This is a genomic window from Prevotella sp. P3-122 (genome assembly GCF_002251365.1).
Classification (GTDB): Bacteria; Bacteroidota; Bacteroidia; order Bacteroidales; family Bacteroidaceae; genus Prevotella.
Genome location: NZ_NPJH01000005.1, coordinates 40,181 through 60,143, shown reverse-complemented (window position 1 = coordinate 60,143; position 19,963 = coordinate 40,181). Strand labels below are relative to the sequence as shown.

Below are 19,963 nucleotides of genomic sequence, written 5' to 3'. Positions count from 1 at the left end.
AGTGTCTGATTAGTCAGCCAACTTAGCCTTCAGGAACTCACGGTTGAGACGTGCGATGTTGGCAATGCTCTCATTCTTAGGACAAACAGCCTCGCAGGCACGTGTGTTTGTACAGTTACCGAAGCCCAGCTCGTCCATCTTGGCAATCATAGCCTTGGCGCGCTTGGCAGCCTCTGGACGTCCCTGTGGCAGGAGTGCCAGCTGGCTAACCTTAGAGCTTACGAAGAGCATGGCAGATCCGTTCTTGCATGCTGCCACGCATGCTCCACAACCGATACATGTCGCACAGTCCATAGCCTCATCGGCATTCTCCTTCGGAATAAGTATGGCGTTGGCATCCTGAGCCTGGCCTGTACGGATGCTTGTGTAACCTCCAGCCTGGATAATCTTGTCGAATGCAGAGCGGTCAACCATACAGTCCTTGATGACAGGGAAGCCTGCTGAACGCCATGGCTCAACGGTTATGGTATCGCCATCGTTGAAACGACGCATGTAGAGCTGGCATGTCGTAGCACCACTCTCGGTCTTTCCGTGAGGAGTTCCGTTGATGTAGAGCGAGCACATACCGCAGATACCCTCACGGCAGTCGTGGTCGAAAACAAAAGGTTCTTTACCTTCCTCGATAAGCTCCTCGTTGAGGATGTCGAGCATCTCAAGGAACGAGGTATCATCGGGAATATTCTTCATCTCTCGTGTGTCAAAATGGCCTTCTGCATTAGGACCATCCTGCTTCCAATATTTTAATGTAAAAGAAATATTTCTTGCCATATCTTTTTTAAGTTTACAAGTAAACGAGTTGACAACTGAAACAAAATTAATTCTTATAGTTACGTGTCTGTACCTTTATAGCCTCATACTCAAGAGGTTCCTTGATAAGCTCAGGAGCCTTGGCATCGTCGCCCTGGTATTCCCAGCAGCCAACATAGAAGAAGTTGGCATCGTCACGCTTAGCCTCTCCCTCTTCTGTCTGATGCTCCTCACGGAAGTGACCGCCACAGCTTTCCTCGCGGTGGAGTGCGTCGTAGGCGATAAGCTCACCCATGAGGATGAAGTCACGCAGGTGAATAGCCTTGTCAAGCTCGATGTTGAGTCCTTCCTTCTTTCCTGGTACGAACAGGTTGGTGTCGAACTCCTTGCGCAGAGCCTTAAGCATCTTCAGACCTTCTTCCAGACCAGCCTTGGTACGTCCCATACCAACATGCTCCCACATGATATGGCCAAGCTCCTTGTGGATAGAGTCAACAGAGCGCTTGCCCTGTATACCCAACAGGCGGTCGATTTCCTTCTGTACGCCCTCCTCTGCCTCGGCAAACTCTGGCAGGTCAACAGAGAGGCGTGGCCACAGACTCTGGTCGGCAAGATAGTTCTGGATTGTATATGGAAGAACGAAGTAGCCGTCAGCAAGACCCTGCATGAGGGCAGAAGCGCCAAGACGGTTGGCTCCGTGGTCAGAGAAGTTGCACTCTCCGATGGCGAACAGACCAGGAATGGTTGTCATCAGCTCGTAGTCTACCCAGATACCACCCATGGTATAGTGGACAGCAGGGAAGATCATCATCGGGTTGTAATACTTCACGCCATTGATTTCCTTAGCAAACTCGCCAGGATTTACATCGGTAATCTCCTCATACATGTCGAAGAGGTTGCCGTAACGCTGCAAGATCTGGTCGATGCCAAGACGGTTGATAGACTCAGAGAAGTCAAGGAACACGGCAAGACCTGTGTTGTTCACACCAAAGCCCTTGTCGCAACGCTCCTTGGCAGCACGTGAGGCAACGTCACGGGGAACAAGGTTACCGAATGCAGGATAACGGCGCTCCAGATAATAGTCGCGGTCTTCCTCAGGAATATCGCTGCCCTTGATTTCGCCAGCCTGGAGTCTCTTGGCATCCTCAATCTTCTTCGGAACCCAGATGCGTCCATCGTTACGCAGAGACTCAGACATAAGTGTCAGCTTCGACTGCTTGTCACCATGAACAGGAATACAAGTTGGGTGGATCTGAACGTATGACGGATTAGCAAAATAGGCACCCTTACGATAGCACTGGATGGCAGCTGTACAGTTGCAGCCCATGGCGTTGGTAGAGAGGAAGTATGTGTTTCCGTATCCACCAGTTGCTATAACAACGGCATTTGCGGAGAAACGCTCCAGCTTGCCGGAAACAAGGTTCTTTGCGATGATACCGCGCGCATGGCCGTCTACAATTACGACATCCTCCATCTCGTAGCGGGTGTAGAGCTTTACCTTACCCTCATGAACCTGACGGCTCAGAGATGAGTAGGCACCAAGCAGAAGCTGCTGGCCAGTCTGACCCTTGGCATAGAAGGTACGCGATACCTGAGCACCACCGAAAGAACGGTTGGCAAGCATGCCACCATACTCACGTGCGAAAGGAACGCCCTGGGCAACACACTGGTCGATGATGTTGTTGGACACCTCAGCAAGACGGTATACGTTGGCCTCACGTGCGCGGTAGTCACCACCCTTTACAGTATCATAGAACAGACGGTATACTGAGTCGCCGTCATTCTGATAATTCTTTGCTGCGTTGATACCTCCCTGTGCGGCGATAGAGTGTGCGCGGCGGGGAGAATCCTGAATGCAGAAGTTCAATACGTTGAAGCCCATCTCACCAAGCGATGCGGCAGCACTTGCACCAGCAAGTCCGGTACCAACAACGATGACATCAAGCTTCAACTTGTTCTTGGGGTTCACCAGGCGCTGGTGAGCCTTATAGTTAGACCATTTCTCGGCCACGGGGCCTTCAGGTATTCTGGAATTTAATGTCTTAGCCATAATGTTATTTCTCTATTTGATTTCAAACAATAAATTAAGGATTATGCAGCGCAACAGCAGCAGCAAAGGCTCGGGGCGCAGCCAAAGAAGAACGCGAGAACTACCACGAGGAAGCAAACCATCAGGATAGTAACGTATGCTATGCCGATGACCTTCCAGCGGCAGAACCAAACCTTACCATTCCAACCGAGTGTTTGCATGGCGCTCCAGAAACCATGAGAAAGGTGGAACCAGATTGCAACGAGCCAGATGACATACAGCACCACAAAGACAGGGTTGCCGAATGTCTCTTTCATAAGACCAAAGCCATCAGAGGGTGAAAGAACAGTCTCCATGCCTACAAGCTCTGCAAACATCATGTTGTACCAGAAGTTGAACAGGTGAAGAAGCAGACCAAGCACAACGATGATACCCAGGACAAGCATGTTCTGAGATGCCCACTCTACCTTTGCAGGACGGTCGGTAACAGCGTAGCGCTCTGAACCACGAGCACGACGGTTCTGTGCTGTAAGAATGAATGCATAGACGATGTGACAAACTGCCAAAGCCGCAAGACCAAGGGTAGCTGCAACAGCATACCAGTTAGCACCAAGCAGTTCGCAAATCGTGTTATAAGCCTCTCCGGAAAAGAGTGCCGCAACGTTCATACAACAGTGGAACGTCATGAATAGAATAAGTGCGATACCAGTTACGGACATCACCACTTTTCTACCAATTGATGAATTGATTAACCACATAAATGATTGATTTTTAATTATTTAAATGTTAGAAAAATTAAATTTCCTCAAACAAACCACTTCAACATGTATCAGACTGACAGCCCAGTCCTCCCTTTTTGTAGGTAGAAGGAGCCTCTTTCTGACTGCAAAAATAATAAATAATGATGATAAATCAAAAAGTTTTTTAGAAAAATCCAATTTTATTTCCTACATTTGCAAACAAAATCAAAACATACAAAATTGTTGCCGCCAACAGAAGCGGCAACCAACAAAAACAAACAAATATGGTTTTCAACTATGATGTCATAGTAATCGGAGGAGGACACGCCGGATGCGAGGCTGCCACAGCTGCTGCCAACATGGGGGCAAAGACTTGCCTGATAACCATGGACATGAACAAAATCGGACAGATGAGCTGCAACCCCGCCATCGGAGGAATAGCAAAAGGACAAATAGTAAGAGAGATTGACGCTCTCGGCGGACAAATGGCTATGGTGACAGACAACACGGCCATACAGTTCAGGATGCTCAACAGAGGAAAAGGACCTGCCGTATGGTCACCAAGAGCGCAATGCGACCGAGGAAAGTTTATATGGGAATGGCGAAGGGTTCTTGACAACACGCCCAACCTTGACATATGGCAAGACCAAGTATGCGAGATTATTGTCAGCAACAACGAGACTGTTGGGGCGAAGACAGTATGGGGAGTAACCTTCTATGCCAAGGCAACAATACTGACCGCCGGAACTTTCCTCAACGGATTGCTGCATGTAGGCAAGCAACAGCTACCAGGAGGACGATGCGCCGAACCCGCCGTGGAGAGACTCACGGAAAGCATAACCAAGTGGGGTATCAGGTCGGCAAGAATGAAAACAGGCACACCTGTGAGAATAGACAAGCGGAGCGTACACTTCGAGGACATGGAGGTTCAGCCTGGCGAGAACGACTTCCACAAGTTCAGCTACATGGGACGTGAGAGGAAACTGCAGCAGCTTCCATGCTGGACATGCTATACCAACAAGGAGGTCCACGACACCCTGAAAGAAAGGATTGCTGACTCACCTCTATACAACGGACAGATACAAAGCATCGGTCCACGGTACTGCCCGTCCATCGAGACAAAACTCGTAACCTTCCCCGACAAGGAGCAGCACCCACTGTTTCTTGAACCTGAGGGCGAGGACACAAACGAGATGTACCTAAACGGTTTCTCCTCAAGTATGCCTATGGACGTTCAGATTGAGGCCTTAAGGAAGATACCGGCTCTTAGGGACGTAAAAGCCTACCGACCCGGGTACGCTATAGAATACGACTTCTTTGATCCTACACAACTAAACCACTCGCTCGAATCGAAGATTTTGAAAGGTTTGTTCTTCGCCGGACAGGTTAATGGAACAACAGGCTACGAGGAGGCAGGAGGCCAGGGAACGGTTGCTGGCATCAATGCCGCTATCTCGTGCGGTGGCGGCAGTCCGTTTGTCATGAACAGGGACGAGAGCTACATAGGCGTGCTAATCGATGACTTGGTAACAAAAGGTGTGGATGAGCCATACAGGATGTTCACTTCGAGAGCGGAATACAGGATATTGCTCCGTCAGGATGATGCTGACGCAAGACTTACGGAGAAGGCATATAATATTGGTATAGCAAAAAGGGACCGTATGGACTGGTGGATGGAAAAGAAGGCTGCTATCGGAAGATTGGAGAGTTTCTGCTACAACACATCGGTAAAACCTGTGGAAATAAATCCTGCATTGGAAGCCATCGGCACTACCCCACTCCGCATGGGTTGCAAGATTGCCGACCTCTTGGCACGTCCGCAAGTAAGCATGGACACTCTAAAGGAAATCATCCCGGCACTGAAGGAAGAAATCAATAAGGCCGACAACCGTAAGGAGGAAATAGCCGAAGCTACCGAGATAAGAATTAAATACAAGGGATATATAGAACGAGAGAAAGTTGTGGCCGACAAAATGCACCGTCTTGAGAACATAAAGATTCGTGGACATTTCGACTATTCAAAGCTCCACGAAATTTCAACCGAAGGGAGACAGAAGCTGGAGAAAATCAACCCCGAGACCCTTGCTCAAGCAAGCAGAATACCGGGAGTAAGCCCGAGCGACATCAATGTCCTGCTCGTACTCATGGGTAGATAAAGCAACAGGCCGGAACACTTCACTTCACGCTCCGTCACACAACGTTACACAACACACAACTCTTGTTTCACGTGAAACAAGAAACAACATAAAACATTGAAAACAAATAAATTAATAATTAAAGTATCACTTAAAAAATGAACAATCAGCTATTAGTGGACAACCTGCGCTGTATACAGGATTGGCCAATCAAGGGAGTTAACTTCAGGGATGTGACAACACTATTCAAGAACGCCGAATGCCTGAAGGTGATAACCGAAGAGATGTACAACATGTACAAGGATAAAGGTGTGACAAAAATTGTTGGCATAGAGAGCCGCGGATTTGTCATGTCAAGTGCAATAGCGCTAAAACTAAACGCAGGTATCGTTCTATGCCGCAAACCGGGAAAGCTGCCTTGTGAGACCGTACAGGAAAGCTACGCCAAGGAATACGGCATAGACACAATAGAAATACATAAGGACGCCATAAACGAAGAAGACGTGGTCCTACTTCACGACGATTTGCTCGCAACAGGCGGAACCATGAAGGCCGCATGCGATCTCGTACGTAAGTTTAACCCAAAGAAAATTTATTGTAACTTCATCATTGAACTGAATGAGGAGTTCCCGAATAGCAGAGACATATTCGACAAGGACGTTGAGATTACCTCATTATTAAAATTCTAAATTCAAAGCACAAGCGTAAGGATGTCGTTCCACGTGGAACAGCATCCTTAATAAATATTATTTGAAGACCTTAATTAATAATGAAGAGAGAGGAAGAGAACAAAAGGTTGGAACGGCTAAAGAACATAGTTCTGAATATGCCGGACAAGCCAGGAAGCTACCAATTTTACGACATAAACAACGAAATCATTTACGTAGGAAAGGCCAAGAGCCTGAAGAAGCGTGTATCAAGCTACTTCCACAAAGAGGTAGACAGATACAAAACACGTGTGCTGGTATCGAAGATTGAGAACATTACATATACGGTCGTAAACAGCGAAGAGGATGCCCTACTGCTCGAAAACTCTCTCATAAAGAAGTACAATCCCCGATACAACATATTACTAAAAGACGGAAAGACATATCCAAGTATTTGCATAACAAACGAAGAGTTTCCAAGGGTCTTCAAGACAAGAACGATAAACAAAAAGACAGGCACATTCTTTGGTCCGTACAGCAACATTGGCAGCATGTATACGGTTTTGGAACTTATAGCGAAAATCTTCAAGCCAAGGAAATGCAACATGCCGATGACCACGGAAGGCATAACTTCGGGAAAATACAAGCCATGCCTGGAATACCATATACACAACTGCTACGGACCTTGTATCGGAAAGATATCTATGGAAGAGTACAGGGAAAATACCAGGCAAGTGAAAGAGATTCTGAATGGCAACACCAGAGAGCTTGGTATGTGGCTATACAACGAGATGCTGAAGAAGGCAGAAGAAATGAAATTCGAAGAAGCTGAGGAACTCAAGAGAAAATATGTAATGCTTGAGAATTTCATGGCAAAAAGCGAGGTTGTCAGTTACACCATAAAGGATATTGACGTGTTCTCTATAGTCACCGAAGAGAACGACAATATGGTATTCATAAACTACATGCACGTTAAGAACGGAACCATAAACCAGAGTTTCACATTCGAATACCGGCGTAAGCTCTATGAGACCGAAGAGGAGCTTCTGCTGACCGCTATACAGGAGATAAGAGAGCGTTTTGACAGCCATGCCAAAGAGATAATAGTGCCGTTCGAGATAGACTGGAAAATGAAGGATGCAGACTTCTTCGTTCCTCAGCGAGGCGATAAAAAACATCTGTTAGAACTATCTGTAATGAACGGAAAGCAATACCGTTTTGACCGTCTTAAGCAGGCTGAGAAACTCAATCCTGAACAGAAATCTGTAAGACTAATGAAGCTGCTCCAGACGCTATTGGGATTGGAAAAAATGCCATACCATATAGAATGTTTTGACAACTCTAACATATCAGGAACCGATGCCGTAGCTGGCTGTGTGGTTTTCAAAGGTATGAAACCGAGCAAGAAAGACTACCGTAAATACATAATAAAGACGGTAGTTGGACCTGACGACTACGCATCCATGCAGGAGGTTGTCAGACGAAGATATACAAGAATGCGTGAAGAGGGTACAACTCTGCCAGACCTAATCATTACAGACGGCGGAAAGGGCCAAATGAGCTGTGTAAAAGAAGTTATATGGGACGAAATGAAGCTCAGCATACCAATAGCCGGTCTTGCAAAAGATAATCGCCACAGAACAAACGAATTGCTGTTTGGGTGGCCTCCTAAAACAATAGGAATAGATGTGAAGAGTGAGTTATTTAAGGTACTGACAAACATTCAGGACGAGGTTCACAGATATGCCATAACATTCCATAGAGACAAGCGTAGCAAGAGTGCACTGCATAGCGAGCTGGATGACATCAAAGGAATTGGCGAGAAGACCAAGGAACAGTTATTCCGCCACTTCAAAACAATAAAAAGGCTGAAGGAGGCTTCGTTAGAGGAAGTGGCTACTGTCATAGGACAGGCGAAGGCAAAGATATTAAAAGAGAATTTGTAAGCATATAGAGTTGTTCCTTTTAAATCCGAAGAACAAACCTTAATTTTGTATATAACTAATTAATACTCTGGTAGTTATACAATATAAAGGATATTGTAATACATTAAAAAAAACAATTGTAACAGGAACAAACAACTATTAATTATTATCTAAAAAGCCGTGTTTTGACTTGTTACGAAAATTCAATGGATTCCTAAATAAAAGGGCATTCACAAGTATACGTTTGCAAGGATAGTCACAATGTTTTGCATTGACGGTCATGAAATATATTATCCTAAATGAAGGCGCCTTTTCCAGCAAACGTTTGCATAGGCAGATGCAAAGCTTTGCGTGGGCGGATGCAAAGCTTTGCGTGGGCGATTGCAAAGCTTTGCGTGGGCGATTGCAAAGCTTTGCGTTGGCGATTGCAAAGCTTTGCGTGGGCGATTGCAAAGCTTTGCGTTTAAGATGGACAAAACTGGCAGAAAAGCGTCCGTCCTATTCGAGATAAGATAAAAGGGGAGAAAAGATTAACCATATAGGTCACTGTGGCTTCCCGGGAAGTTTCTGCAGTACTCAAGATTCACATATTTTTTGTGAACACAAAGTCTAAATGGAAAGGAAGAGAACATAAAATAAAAAAAAGGTTTCCTAGTCTCACGACCCGGAAACCATTATAAATTTTTGCAAATTAATAACGAAGTCATAATACTCTCACGAGCGGAATGATTCAACTCAAACTAATACTCAAGTGCTATAATTGCCGTTATCCACTCTTGGCGGCAATTGTATGTGTTATACGATTTTCGATAAAAGGGCTATTTGATACTCCAAAAAGGAAATATCTTAGCTTAACAGGTGCAAAGATAGAGAATAAAGCGGAAACTGCAAAGAAAAAAGGCAAAAAAAATTTGTATATATATAAAAAAAAGGTAACTTTGCAATAAAAAGGTACATGAGAACGGTAATTCAAAGGGTAAAACATGCCTCTGTGACAATAAACGACAATGTAAAATCAATTATAGGCGAAGGCTACCTGATTTTGCTCGGTGTTTGCGAGGAAGACAGCGAGGAAGACGTAGACTGGTTAGTAAAGAAGATTATAGGTCTTCGTGTGTTCGATGACGAGAACGGAGTAATGAACCGTTCAATAATGGACATCGGAGGTGAAATATTGGTCGTTAGCCAATTTACCTTATACGCAAGCTACAAGAAAGGCAACAGGCCATCATGGCTAAGAGCCGCCAGGCATGAGATATCTGTTCCGCTATACGAGTGCTTTTGCCGCAAACTGAGTGAAGCTCTCGGAAAGGAAGTTGGCACGGGAGAGTTTGGAGCATACATGCAAGTGGAACTGCTAAACGACGGACCTGTGACAATATGTATGGATACAAAAAATAAGGAATAGCAGAAATTAAATGACAATATGACAATAAGTGACGCTCAGAAATTGGTCGACGATTGGATAAAGACCTATGGGGTGAGGTACTTCTCCGAACTGACCAACATGGCCTGTCTGACAGAAGAGGTAGGAGAGCTCGCAAGGGTTATGGCCAGACAATATGGCGACCAGAGTTTCAAGGAGGGAGAGAAGGCAAATATCGGCGAAGAAATGGCAGATATTTTGTGGGTTCTGCTCTGTTTGGCCAACCAAACAGGGGTAGATCTTACTGAAGAGCTACAAAAAAGCATAGAAAAGAAAACTAAAAGAGATAAAAACAGACATCGAGAAAACCAAAAACTTAAATAAAGAACTAACAAAATGGAAGAGACAAAAAGCAAATACGACGAGGCTTTGGAGAAATACAACACCAGCCTCAACGACAGGGAAGTACGTGAAGCCGTTCAGAAGATTATTGCTGAGAAGGTTCACGAGAACGACACAGCCGATGTAAAGAAATTCCTATTTGGCAGCATAGAGTTGACTACCCTGAAGACTACTGACTCTGACGTTAGCGTGATGGCTTTTACCGAGAAGGTCAACCAGTTCGACCAGCAGTACCCAGACATCCCGCACGTGGCAACCATCTGCGTGTATCCATGCTTCGCTGAGGTTGTGAAGGAAACTCTGGAAGTGGAAGGTGTAAACATAGCCTGCGTTTCAGGCTCTTTTCCTTCTTCACAGGCCCTGCTTGAAGTAAAGACCATTGAGACGGCTCTGGCCATAAAGGACGGCGCAGACGAGATTGACATGGTGATGCCTGTAGGAAAATTCCTGCAAGGCGACTACGAGGGCGTTAGTGACGAGATACAGGAAATGAAGGCCGTCTGTGGCGACCACGCCTTGAAGGTCATCCTTGAAACAGGCGACCTTGTTACAGCAAGCAACATCAAGAAAGCCTCCATTCTTGCCATGTACGCCGGTGCGGACTATATAAAAACCTCTACTGGCAAGGAAAAAATCTCTGCTACCCCAGAGGCTGCATACGTTATGTGCCAGGCTATTAAGGAATACTACGATGAAACGGGCATACAGATAGGTTTTAAGCCAGCTGGAGGCATCAATACCGTCATGGATGCAATTACCTACTACACCATCGTAAAAGAGGTTCTGGGCGAAAAATGGCTTACCAACAAATGGCTGCGCCTTGGAACAAGCAGATTGGCAAACCTGCTGCTGAGTGAGATTGAGGGAAATGAGGTAAAATTCTTCTGAGGAAAAACAGGTCTGAGTGGCTGACATGAAGCCATTGACATAATTATATAGCCGTATCAAATCCATCTAAAGGGAAATGATACGGCTATAATATTGTCGTAAATAGCTATAAGTCAGCTAAAGATTCCTTTCAATCATAAAGTCAAGATAAGCCTGAAGAGCCTGCCTGACATCTTGTTTTTCCACGTATTTATCGATAAATTCTTGGGCTTGAGCATAGAATTCCCTCATTCGGCTGACCGCATACTCAATTCCCCCATGTTCCTTGGCGTAGGCAACAAGGGTAGCTATCTCGTCGGGTGTAACTGTCTGATCCTTGACCTTATATGCCAACTGTCTAATTACAGGGTCATCCGAATTTTTGACCGCATAGATTACAGGCAAGGTGAGCTTACCCTCTGCCATATCGTTTCCTGTGGGCTTTCCGATTTCGGTCGACTCGTAATAATCGAATATATCATCCCTTATCTGGAAAATCATACCTATATTAGAGCCAAACCGCTTTGCCTCCTCAACAACCTCGGGCGATGCTCCAACAGATAGTGTTCCTATGCCTGCGCAAGCCTCGAAAAGGGCAGCTGTCTTCTGACGTATAACATCATAATAAACCTGCTCGGAAATAACCTGGTTGGAAATATTTGTCAATTGCAAAATCTCACCATTTGACAAGGTCTGCCCCAAGCGTGCCAGATATGCCACAATATCCTTGGAGCCTGTCATGGCGACATTCAGTAGTGCGGTGGACAGAATATAGTCACCAACAAGCACGGCAACCTTATTATCGTAGGTGGCATTTACACTCGCCTGGCCGCGACGCTGACTGCTCTCATCCACAACGTCGTCGTGAACGAGACTTGCTGTATGAAGCAGCTCCAATCCGATGGCCGAACGGAGCGTAACATCGGTGACATCGCCAAAATTCTTTGCTATCAGCAATATCAGCATCGGACGCATCCGCTTCCCTCCCCTATTCTTGATATGCTCAAGAGCCTGGGACAAGAGACCGTTGGCATGGCTGAGCGTAGAATTGAACATACAGATGAAGTCATCAAGCTCGGTCGTTATAGGCTGGCGTATTTGTTTAATATAATCCATAAACTGAAATTTGATACAAAATTAGTGAAAAATCGGGAATTGTGGCAATTTTTTAGTAATTTTACGGCAAATATAAAGATTTTATGGATAAATTATTTCTTTTAGATGCCTACGCCCTCATCTATAGGGCCTATTACGCATTCATCCGCACGCCACGCATCAACTCCAAGGGGCTGAACACGTCGGCCATTCTTGGCTTTTGCAATACACTGAACGAAATCATCAACAAAGAACACCCTACGCATATCGGAGTAGCTTTCGACCATGGGAAGACATTCCGCCACGAAGCTTTTCCTGAATACAAGGCACAACGGGAAGAAACTCCCGAGGACATAAAACTCTCTGTACCTATTATAAAGGAACTGCTCGCCGCATTCAACATCCCCATATTCCAATGTGACGGCTTCGAGGCCGACGACGTTATTGGCACCCTCGCCACCAAAGCTGGAGCGATGGGGATAGAAACTTATATGCTCACACCAGACAAGGACTACGGCCAACTGGTCACGGAGAACGTGTTCATCTACCGGCCACGACATGGCGGAGGGTACGACATTATCGGCGCAGGACAGATAGAAGAGAAATACGGCATAAAGAGTCCCGCACAAGTAATAGACCTGCTGGCCTTGATGGGCGACAAGGCCGACAACTTTCCCGGATGCCCAGGTGTCGGTGAGAAGACAGCCGTAAAGCTTATCAACGACTTTAACTCCGTAGAGGAACTAATCAGCAGGTCTGAAGAGGTGAAAGGCAAACTAAGGGAAAAAATCGAGGCAGCTGCAGACGACATCCGAATGTCGAAGTTCCTCGCTACTATCCGAACGGACGTTCCCATAGAACTCAACCTCGACAGTCTGAGACTCGTAGAGCCTGACAAGGAAAAACTAAGCTCGCTGTTTGCAGAACTGGAGTTCAAGACACTTGCAGACAAGTTTCTTAATAAAGGTGAAAAGAAACAAAAAACAGATAACATCCAACTTTCTCTCTTTGAAGAATTTCCGACCAGCGGGAAGGATGAAAGCGAAAATTCAATTCTCGCAAGCCTAAAAAACAGCCCACACGACTACAAACTCGTTGATACACAAGAGAAACTAACGGAGTTATATGACTTTTTACGGACAAAAGAAATTTTAAGTTTAGACACAGAAACAACTTCAACGTCTGCTGTTGATGCAGAATTAGTTGGTCTGAGCTTCTCGGTCGAGGAAAATAAGGCTTTTTATGTTCCTATCCCAAGCAATCGTGAAGATGCGTTAAAAATCCTATCTTTTCTTAAACCACTCTACGAAAACCCAGCCACCCTCAAGGTCGGTCAGAACATCAAGTACGACTACGAGGTTCTGATGAACTATGGCATAAGGCTACAAGGCAGGATGTTCGACACGATGCTCGCACACTACATCATCCAACCAGAGCTTCGACACAACATGGACTACATGGCCGAAGTGTACCTGAAATACCAGACCATACACATCGAGGAGCTGATAGGTCCCAAAGGCAAAGGCCAGAAGTCCATGCGCGACCTTGACCCAAGCGAGGTGTATGAGTATGCCGCCGAGGATGCGGACATTACACTACGGCTCAAAAACGTGCTCGAACCAAAACTGAAAGAGATTGGCGGCGAGCATCTGTTCTGGGATATCGAGATGCCGCTGGTACCAGTATTGGCAGACATGGAAATGAACGGAGTGTGCTTAGACACCAAGGCGCTTGCCGACACGGCCAAAGTGTTCAACGAGAGAATGAGCACCCTGGAAGCCCGCATCTACGAGCAGGCAGGAGAGCAGTTCAATATCTCCTCGCCCAAGCAGGTTGGAGATATCCTTTTCGGCAAGATGCAGATAATGGATAAACCCAAGAAGACAAAGACCGGACAGTATGTCACCAATGAGGAAGTGCTGCAATCCCTGCGCTCGAAAGCTCCAATAATAGACGACATCCTGGCTTACCGTGGTTTGAAGAAGCTGCTTGGCACTTACGTAGAGGCATTACCAAAGCTGGTAAACAAACGGACTGGCCGCATCCACACATCGTTCAATCAGGCTGTTACGGCTACTGGACGTCTATCGTCGAGCGACCCAAACCTTCAGAACATACCCGTTAGGGATGACGACGGGAAGGAAATCAGGAAATGCTTCATTCCCGAGCCCGGATGCCTCTTCTTCTCTGCCGACTACAGCCAGATAGAGCTTCGCATAATGGCCCACCTGTCTGAAGACCAGAACATGATGGAGGCTTTCCGCAGCGGACACGACATTCACACGGCCACTGCAGCAAAGATTTATCATGAGGAACTGGCCGACGTGACACCAGCACAGAGAAAGAAAGCCAAGCAGGCCAACTTCGGCATCATCTATGGAATAACGACTTTCGGACTCGCACAACGCATGGGAATAGACAACAAGGAGGCCAGACAGCTCATAGACGACTATTTCCGTACCTTCCCAAAAGTTGGCGAATATATGGAGACGGCCAAGCGCATGGCCCGAGCAAAGGGATATGCCGAGACCCTCTTCAAGCGCAGACGTTATCTTCAGGACATAAACTCAAAGAACGCAACCGTGCGCGGATTTGCTGAGCGCAACGCCATCAACGCACCCATACAAGGCTCTGAAGCCGACATCATTAAGGTTGCCATGATACGCATACACAAGAGGTTTGCCGACGAGGGCATCCGCTCGAAGATGATACTACAGGTTCACGACGAGCTCAACTTCTCCGTCTACCCTGAGGAAAAGGAACAGGTGGAGAAGATTGTAAGGGAGGAAATGGAGAAGGCATACATCCTGAACGTACCCTTGGTGGCAGATGCCGGATGGGGAAGCAACTGGCTTGAGGCACACTGACAAACAGCAGGCATGGGAGGCCGGCCCCGATTGGGCTCGCTGCCCATGCATCAAGCATCAGGCAAATGTATGATTGCAATTTACGCAAAAAAATATTGTAGACTCAGTTATAATTAGTACCTTTGCAACAGAGTATGCGTATTTACGCAGAAACCACGTTATAACAAAAACAGAAAAACTATATAAAGACATGTCATTAAAATGTGGTATTGTGGGACTGCCCAACGTGGGCAAGTCCACACTTTTCAACTGTCTGTCGAGCGCAAAGGCTCAGGCAGCCAATTTCCCTTTCTGCACAATAGAGCCAAACCTTGGTGTGATAACAGTTCCCGACGAGCGACTTACCAAGCTCGCCGAGATTGTCCATCCGGGCAGAATAGTTCCCGCAACCTGCGAGATTGTCGACATAGCAGGCCTTGTAAAAGGTGCTTCGAAAGGCGAGGGATTGGGCAACAAGTTCCTTGGCAACATCCGCGAGTGCGATGCCATCATACATGTTGTACGTTGCTTCGAGGACGACAACATCGTTCGCGAGGGAGGTGCGCCCGTAGACCCGCTTGAGGACAAGAGCATCATAGACACGGAGCTGCAGCTCAAAGACCTTGAGACGGTGGAGGCACAGCTTGCCAAGAACCAGAAGATAGCCGCCATCGGCAACAACAAGGACGCCAAGGTGCTGGTAACGGTACTGGAGGCATACAAGGAAGTGCTTGAGCAGGGTAAGAACGCACGTTCGGTAACATTCGAGAGCAAGGAAGAGCAGCAGGCCGCACACGACCTGTTCCTGCTGACCACCAAGCCTGTACTGTATGTTGCCAACGTCGACGAGGCAAGCGCCAAGTCGGGCAACGACTTCTCACGAAAGGTAGAGGCCATAGCAGCCGAGGAGGGTGCCGAGTGCATGGTAATAGCCGCCAAGACCGAGGAGGACATAGCCTCGCTTGAGACCTACGAGGACAAACAGATGTTCCTGGAGGAGCTTGGGCTTGAGGAGAGTGGCGTCAACCGCCTCATCAAGAAGGCATACGCCCTGCTGAACCTTGAGACCTTCATCACAGCCGGCGAGATGGAGGTGAAGGCATGGACATATCACAAGGGATGGAAGGCGCCACAATGTGCCGGAGTAATACATACCGACTTCGAGAAAGGCTTCATCCGCGCAGAGGTCATCAAGTACGACGACTATATACAATACGGCTCTGAGGCTGCTGTCCGCGAGGCGGGCAAGCTCGGCATCGAGGGCAAGGAGTACGTTGTTCAGGATGGCGACATCATGCACTTCAGGTTTAATGTTTGATGACAGTATAATATTTTAATGTATAATTTCCGCTGACTACATGGAGCTACTGTCATACATATTCTGGAATCCCGACGACACCCTGCTGCGCATAGGCAGCTTTGGCATAAGGTATTACTCCCTGTGCTGGCTGGCAGGGCTTGCCGGAGCCTACTTCATGGTAAAATGGCTGTACCGTGACCAGCAGATTAAGGAGTCGCTCTTCGAGCCGCTGTTCCTATACTGCTTCGTAAGCATCCTCGTTGGTGCACGCCTCGGCCATTGCCTGTTCTACGACCCTGCCTACTACCTCTCGTCATGGGACCATTTCGTGGAGATGCTCATTCCTATGCGTCACCTTGCCGACGGCTCATGGAAGTTCACGGGGTATGAGGGACTGGCAAGCCACGGTGGTACCCTCGGCCTTATCATCGGCCTGTGGCTATATTGCCGCAACCTGAAGATGAACATCTGGACGGTTCTTGACAACATAGCCATAGCAACCCCCATTACCGCCTGTTTCATACGCCTGGGCAACCTCATGAACTCCGAGATTATAGGCAAGGTGACAGACGTGCCCTGGGCGTTCATCTTCACGAAGGTTGACCAATATCCTCGCCATCCTGGCCAGCTCTATGAGGCCATAGCCTACGCCCTGTTCTTCTTCGTGGGCTGGTTCTTATACAAGAAAGCCAAGACGCGCGTTGGCACGGGACTCTTCTTCGGGCTTTGCCTTACGCTAATATTCACTTTCCGCTTCTTTGTGGAGTTCACAAAGGACATACAAGTAGACTTCGAGGCCGGCATGCCTCTCGACATGGGACAGCTGCTCAGCATACCATTCGTCATACTTGGTGTAGCATGCATGAAAGGCGGAAAATGGATGGGCAGGCTGGGAGCAAAACAGTAATAAATCAAAAAACCAAGTTTATTATCAAAAAATAAAGGCAAAGATAATTGGATGATACAAATAATTCAATTATCTTTGCCACAAGATATATTGTCTACGGACAAAACACTACTTAAATAATCAAAAAAAAGAATACAATCAAACAACAAATTTGACCTAATCAACGAGATACAAGCATCACGCTAGATATACAAATTATCATAAACATATAAAAAACCTAAAACAATTCGAACATGAACAAGACGTTTACTTTAGCAGCACTCGGCCTGCTATTGGCCGTTAGTGCAAACGCTCAGAAGGTCCGCAAGACTTGGGACTTCAGAGAAGGCTTTAGCTCTGCAACTGTAGCCAACCTGTATGCCGACATGGAACAAAACGGTACGGCTGCACATTGGCGCGACTGGGAGAAAGATGCTACCCAATCAGGAAAATTCGGTTCCACATTCTGGTGTGCCGACAATGGTTCTACCGTCAATGCAGACAATGAAGCCGTAACTATTGTCAACGGTGAAGAAGTACCTATTCCGGAATTATCAGGATTGGACATGAAAGGCATCAAAGCCAAAGGTCTTATTCTTGCTACCGGCTATCCCCAGGCAGAAAACGAAGGTTCTCCCAACGGTATGTATCCAGCCTACGGAGGCTTCATCTGGCTCAACGGCAAGGGACTGACATTCAAAATCAAGCAGGTGCTGAAAGGCACAACTCTGCGCATAGGTGTTGAGTCACACAAGAACACAGAGGCCCGTGGTATCAACGTTGTTGTTGACGGAGTAACCCTGACCGCTACCGAGGGTAACCAGACACCAAAATTCTTCAACGAGGTGGTTTACGACATACCTGATGATACCCCCGACGTTGACGACTACACAGCAGTAACCATCAAGTCAACCAACGGCTGCCACATCTATTATATGATTGCAGGCGAGGGTGATGACCCCAACGACAGCAAGACAAAGATTGGCTACCTATATGGCGGTAGCGCAGATGCTGACAACGCTCTCACTCTCATTTCTGCCAACGAGGCATATCAAGTGACAGCCATTGATGTTACCGGCGATATTAGTGAAGTTACGGCCGACTCTCTGCAAGGCTTCGATGTTACAATTGCAAGCTCTACCATAGCCGCCGACAACAGCATCGTTGGCGTTCTCAAAGAGGCTATGCCATGGACACCCGTGCTCAACCTCAACCCCAGCCTGTACGCAGCTTGGGGCGAGCAGTATGGTGAGGCTGTACAGGCTGGCAGCTTCGGCAAGACCAACGTTCCAAATAACGACCTCTTCGACAACATCACCCTCATACCAAATACGGAAGCAGGACTGGAAGAAGGTTATTCTGGTATAGTATTGACCAATGGCACACCGGTAACAGGTGTAAATCTCGGCTCATATTTCGCTGACGATGACATTATTATTACCGACACGGAAAAAGACATTGTTATCTCACACGCCCACAACATCTATCACAACGGTTACCTGTACCTGCCATTGACACAGGAAGCACTCGCAGATGCTTACCAGGAGGCTGACGCCACCACTACCCTGCTTAACAACGCCATCAGCATGGTAGCAGACTCGAAGAGTGAGATTACAAAAGTTCCAACTCCTACTTTCAGCCTGGAATATAAGAATCTCAATACCAACGTAACCATCAAGTGCGCAAACACCAGCGCAAAGATCTACTACACCACCGACGGTACTGACCCAACAACAGAGAGCACTCTGTATGAAGGCCCATTCAACCTTACCGCCGAGACAACTGTCAAGGCTGCTGCCATAGCAGAGGGCTACAATCTCAGCGATGCTGCCGAGATACTCGTAGAAATGAAGAACCAGGCCGCAGCACCTGTCATCACATCCGAGTTGCTCGATGGCAAGACCGTCGTTACCATCAGCTGCGAGACTCCCGACGCTACCATCTGGTATAACTATTCTGCAAGCACAGACAGCACAAGCTGCTCCAAGTACACAGAACCCCTCACCTTCACCGACAGCAAGACCATCTCTGCATTCGCCATCAGCGAGGCATATGTCCAGAGTGAGCTGGCAACAGAGGACATCCTTATCCGTAATGCCCAACTGCGCATAGACGAAGTTGCACACATGGACGCCAACCCAACAGAATACAACGGTGGCTCTACATCTACAAAGTACTACTTCACATGGGGTAAGGACAAGTCTGCATATTCTTACTACGACGAATCGTCAGCTGAAGTCGTAACAGGTTCTGACGGTCAGGACTCTATCGTATATACTAAACTGAACCCAGAGGAGACCGTAGACTTCGGTAACGGTTGGAAGATAGTATCCCGCGGTCACGTTATGATATGGGAGAATATCAAGCCCGGCAAGGTTATCGGCGTAGGCACAGCATACAATCCCGCAACTGTTGACGACCTTGACACACTTGTCACAAACTACTACATCAACATTGGCGAATGGAACACCAACAATCCACGCAATGGCGTCATCGCCACAACCACAAAGCATGCTGGTCCATTCGACGTAGTTTCATTCATCTCCAACGGTAACAGCGGCGGCTCACCATTAATCGTTTTCGAGGTTTCCAAGGACAGCGTAGAGTGGGAGCAGATTGGCGACACCTGCGTGCTCGCAACCCAGCGTCTGTACAAGAAGTTCACCCGCAGCTATGAGGGCAGCGACGAGGTATACGTGCGCACACGCATCGCTGACGGCAACTCTAAGGCAGGCTTCTACGACATCTACATCATGAACCACGGCGAGAAGTCAGCAGCACGCGAGAACCAGCTTGCTACAGGTATCGAGGATATCAACAGCGAGGCTGCCGGACAGAAGGCTGTTCCTGCTGGCATCTACAGCATCAACGGTACACGCATCCAGAAGATGCAGCGTGGCATCAACATCGTCAAGATGGCCGACGGAAGCGTAAGGAAAGTACTCGTTAAATAAGACAAGACCATAATTATCCAATAA

The 19,963-nt window shown here is 47.2% G+C and carries 15 protein-coding genes; 11 read left to right on the top strand and 4 right to left on the bottom strand.

Translation table 11 applies throughout. The annotated features are described in order from the left end of the window. Window positions 1–9: 9 nt before the first annotated feature. From CIL02_RS00825 to CIL02_RS00815, 3 genes are read right to left on the bottom strand one after another with little or no spacing between them, the layout of a single operon-like run. Window positions 10–768, bottom strand: a complete 759-nt coding sequence (locus CIL02_RS00825) for a succinate dehydrogenase/fumarate reductase iron-sulfur subunit (RefSeq protein ID WP_094398595.1) — start codon at window positions 766–768, stop codon at window positions 10–12. Window positions 769–814: 46 nt separating this feature from the next. After that, on the bottom strand, window positions 815–2,797 hold the full coding sequence (locus CIL02_RS00820; protein WP_094398594.1) for a fumarate reductase/succinate dehydrogenase flavoprotein subunit: 1,983 nt from the start codon (window positions 2,795–2,797) through the stop codon (window positions 815–817). Between the two features lie 41 nt (window positions 2,798–2,838). Then, window positions 2,839–3,534, bottom strand: a complete 696-nt coding sequence (locus tag CIL02_RS00815) for a succinate dehydrogenase cytochrome b subunit (RefSeq protein ID WP_094398593.1) — start codon at window positions 3,532–3,534, stop codon at window positions 2,839–2,841. 266 nt (window positions 3,535–3,800) lie between these two features. Between CIL02_RS00815 and mnmG the strand changes: the two genes are divergently transcribed. The 7 genes from mnmG to deoC all read left to right on the top strand — a co-directional run bounded on the left by mnmG (window position 3,801) and on the right by deoC (window position 10,879). Continuing rightward, entirely contained in the window at window positions 3,801–5,672 is a 1,872-nt protein-coding gene (gene mnmG / locus CIL02_RS00810) for a tRNA uridine-5-carboxymethylaminomethyl(34) synthesis enzyme MnmG (RefSeq protein WP_094398592.1), read from the top strand. 137 nt (window positions 5,673–5,809) lie between these two features. Then, entirely contained in the window at window positions 5,810–6,340 is a 531-nt protein-coding gene (locus tag CIL02_RS00805) for an adenine phosphoribosyltransferase (protein ID WP_094398591.1), read from the top strand. Window positions 6,341–6,420: 80 nt separating this feature from the next. Further along, window positions 6,421–8,244: an excinuclease ABC subunit UvrC gene (gene uvrC / locus CIL02_RS00800; RefSeq protein ID WP_094398590.1), complete on the top strand. Its 1,824-nt coding sequence runs from the start codon at window positions 6,421–6,423 to the stop codon at window positions 8,242–8,244. Window positions 8,245–8,503: 259 nt separating this feature from the next. Beyond that, window positions 8,504–8,734: a hypothetical protein gene (locus CIL02_RS00795; protein ID WP_094398589.1), complete on the top strand. Its 231-nt coding sequence runs from the start codon at window positions 8,504–8,506 to the stop codon at window positions 8,732–8,734. 444 nt (window positions 8,735–9,178) lie between these two features. Next, window positions 9,179–9,631, top strand: a complete 453-nt coding sequence (dtd, locus tag CIL02_RS00785; protein WP_094398587.1) for a D-aminoacyl-tRNA deacylase — start codon at window positions 9,179–9,181, stop codon at window positions 9,629–9,631. Between the two features lie 18 nt (window positions 9,632–9,649). Beyond that, window positions 9,650–9,973, top strand: a complete 324-nt coding sequence (locus CIL02_RS00780; protein WP_094398586.1) for a nucleotide pyrophosphohydrolase — start codon at window positions 9,650–9,652, stop codon at window positions 9,971–9,973. A gap of 12 nt (window positions 9,974–9,985) precedes the next feature. Then, on the top strand, window positions 9,986–10,879 hold the full coding sequence (gene deoC / locus CIL02_RS00775; protein WP_094398585.1) for a deoxyribose-phosphate aldolase: 894 nt from the start codon (window positions 9,986–9,988) through the stop codon (window positions 10,877–10,879). 117 nt (window positions 10,880–10,996) lie between these two features. On the opposite strand, the gene CIL02_RS00770 is transcribed toward deoC, so the two are convergent. Next, complete coding sequence (locus tag CIL02_RS00770) at window positions 10,997–11,974, bottom strand: polyprenyl synthetase family protein (protein WP_094398584.1); 978 nt, start codon at window positions 11,972–11,974, stop codon at window positions 10,997–10,999. 83 nt (window positions 11,975–12,057) lie between these two features. Between CIL02_RS00770 and polA the strand changes: the two genes are divergently transcribed. From polA to CIL02_RS00750, 4 genes are all read left to right on the top strand, one after another. Beyond that, window positions 12,058–14,820 carry a DNA polymerase I gene (polA, locus tag CIL02_RS00765; RefSeq protein ID WP_094398583.1) on the top strand — a complete coding sequence of 921 codons (2,763 nt, stop codon included), beginning with the start codon at window positions 12,058–12,060 and terminating at the stop codon, window positions 14,818–14,820. 190 nt (window positions 14,821–15,010) lie between these two features. After that, window positions 15,011–16,117, top strand: coding sequence for a redox-regulated ATPase YchF (gene ychF, locus CIL02_RS00760; protein WP_094398582.1), 1,107 nt, complete (start codon window positions 15,011–15,013; stop codon window positions 16,115–16,117). 40 nt (window positions 16,118–16,157) lie between these two features. Then, entirely contained in the window at window positions 16,158–17,006 is an 849-nt protein-coding gene (gene lgt, locus CIL02_RS00755) for a prolipoprotein diacylglyceryl transferase (RefSeq protein ID WP_094398581.1), read from the top strand. A gap of 233 nt (window positions 17,007–17,239) precedes the next feature. Beyond that, entirely contained in the window at window positions 17,240–19,939 is a 2,700-nt protein-coding gene (locus tag CIL02_RS00750; protein WP_094398580.1) for a chitobiase/beta-hexosaminidase C-terminal domain-containing protein, read from the top strand. Window positions 19,940–19,963 lie beyond the last annotated feature (24 nt).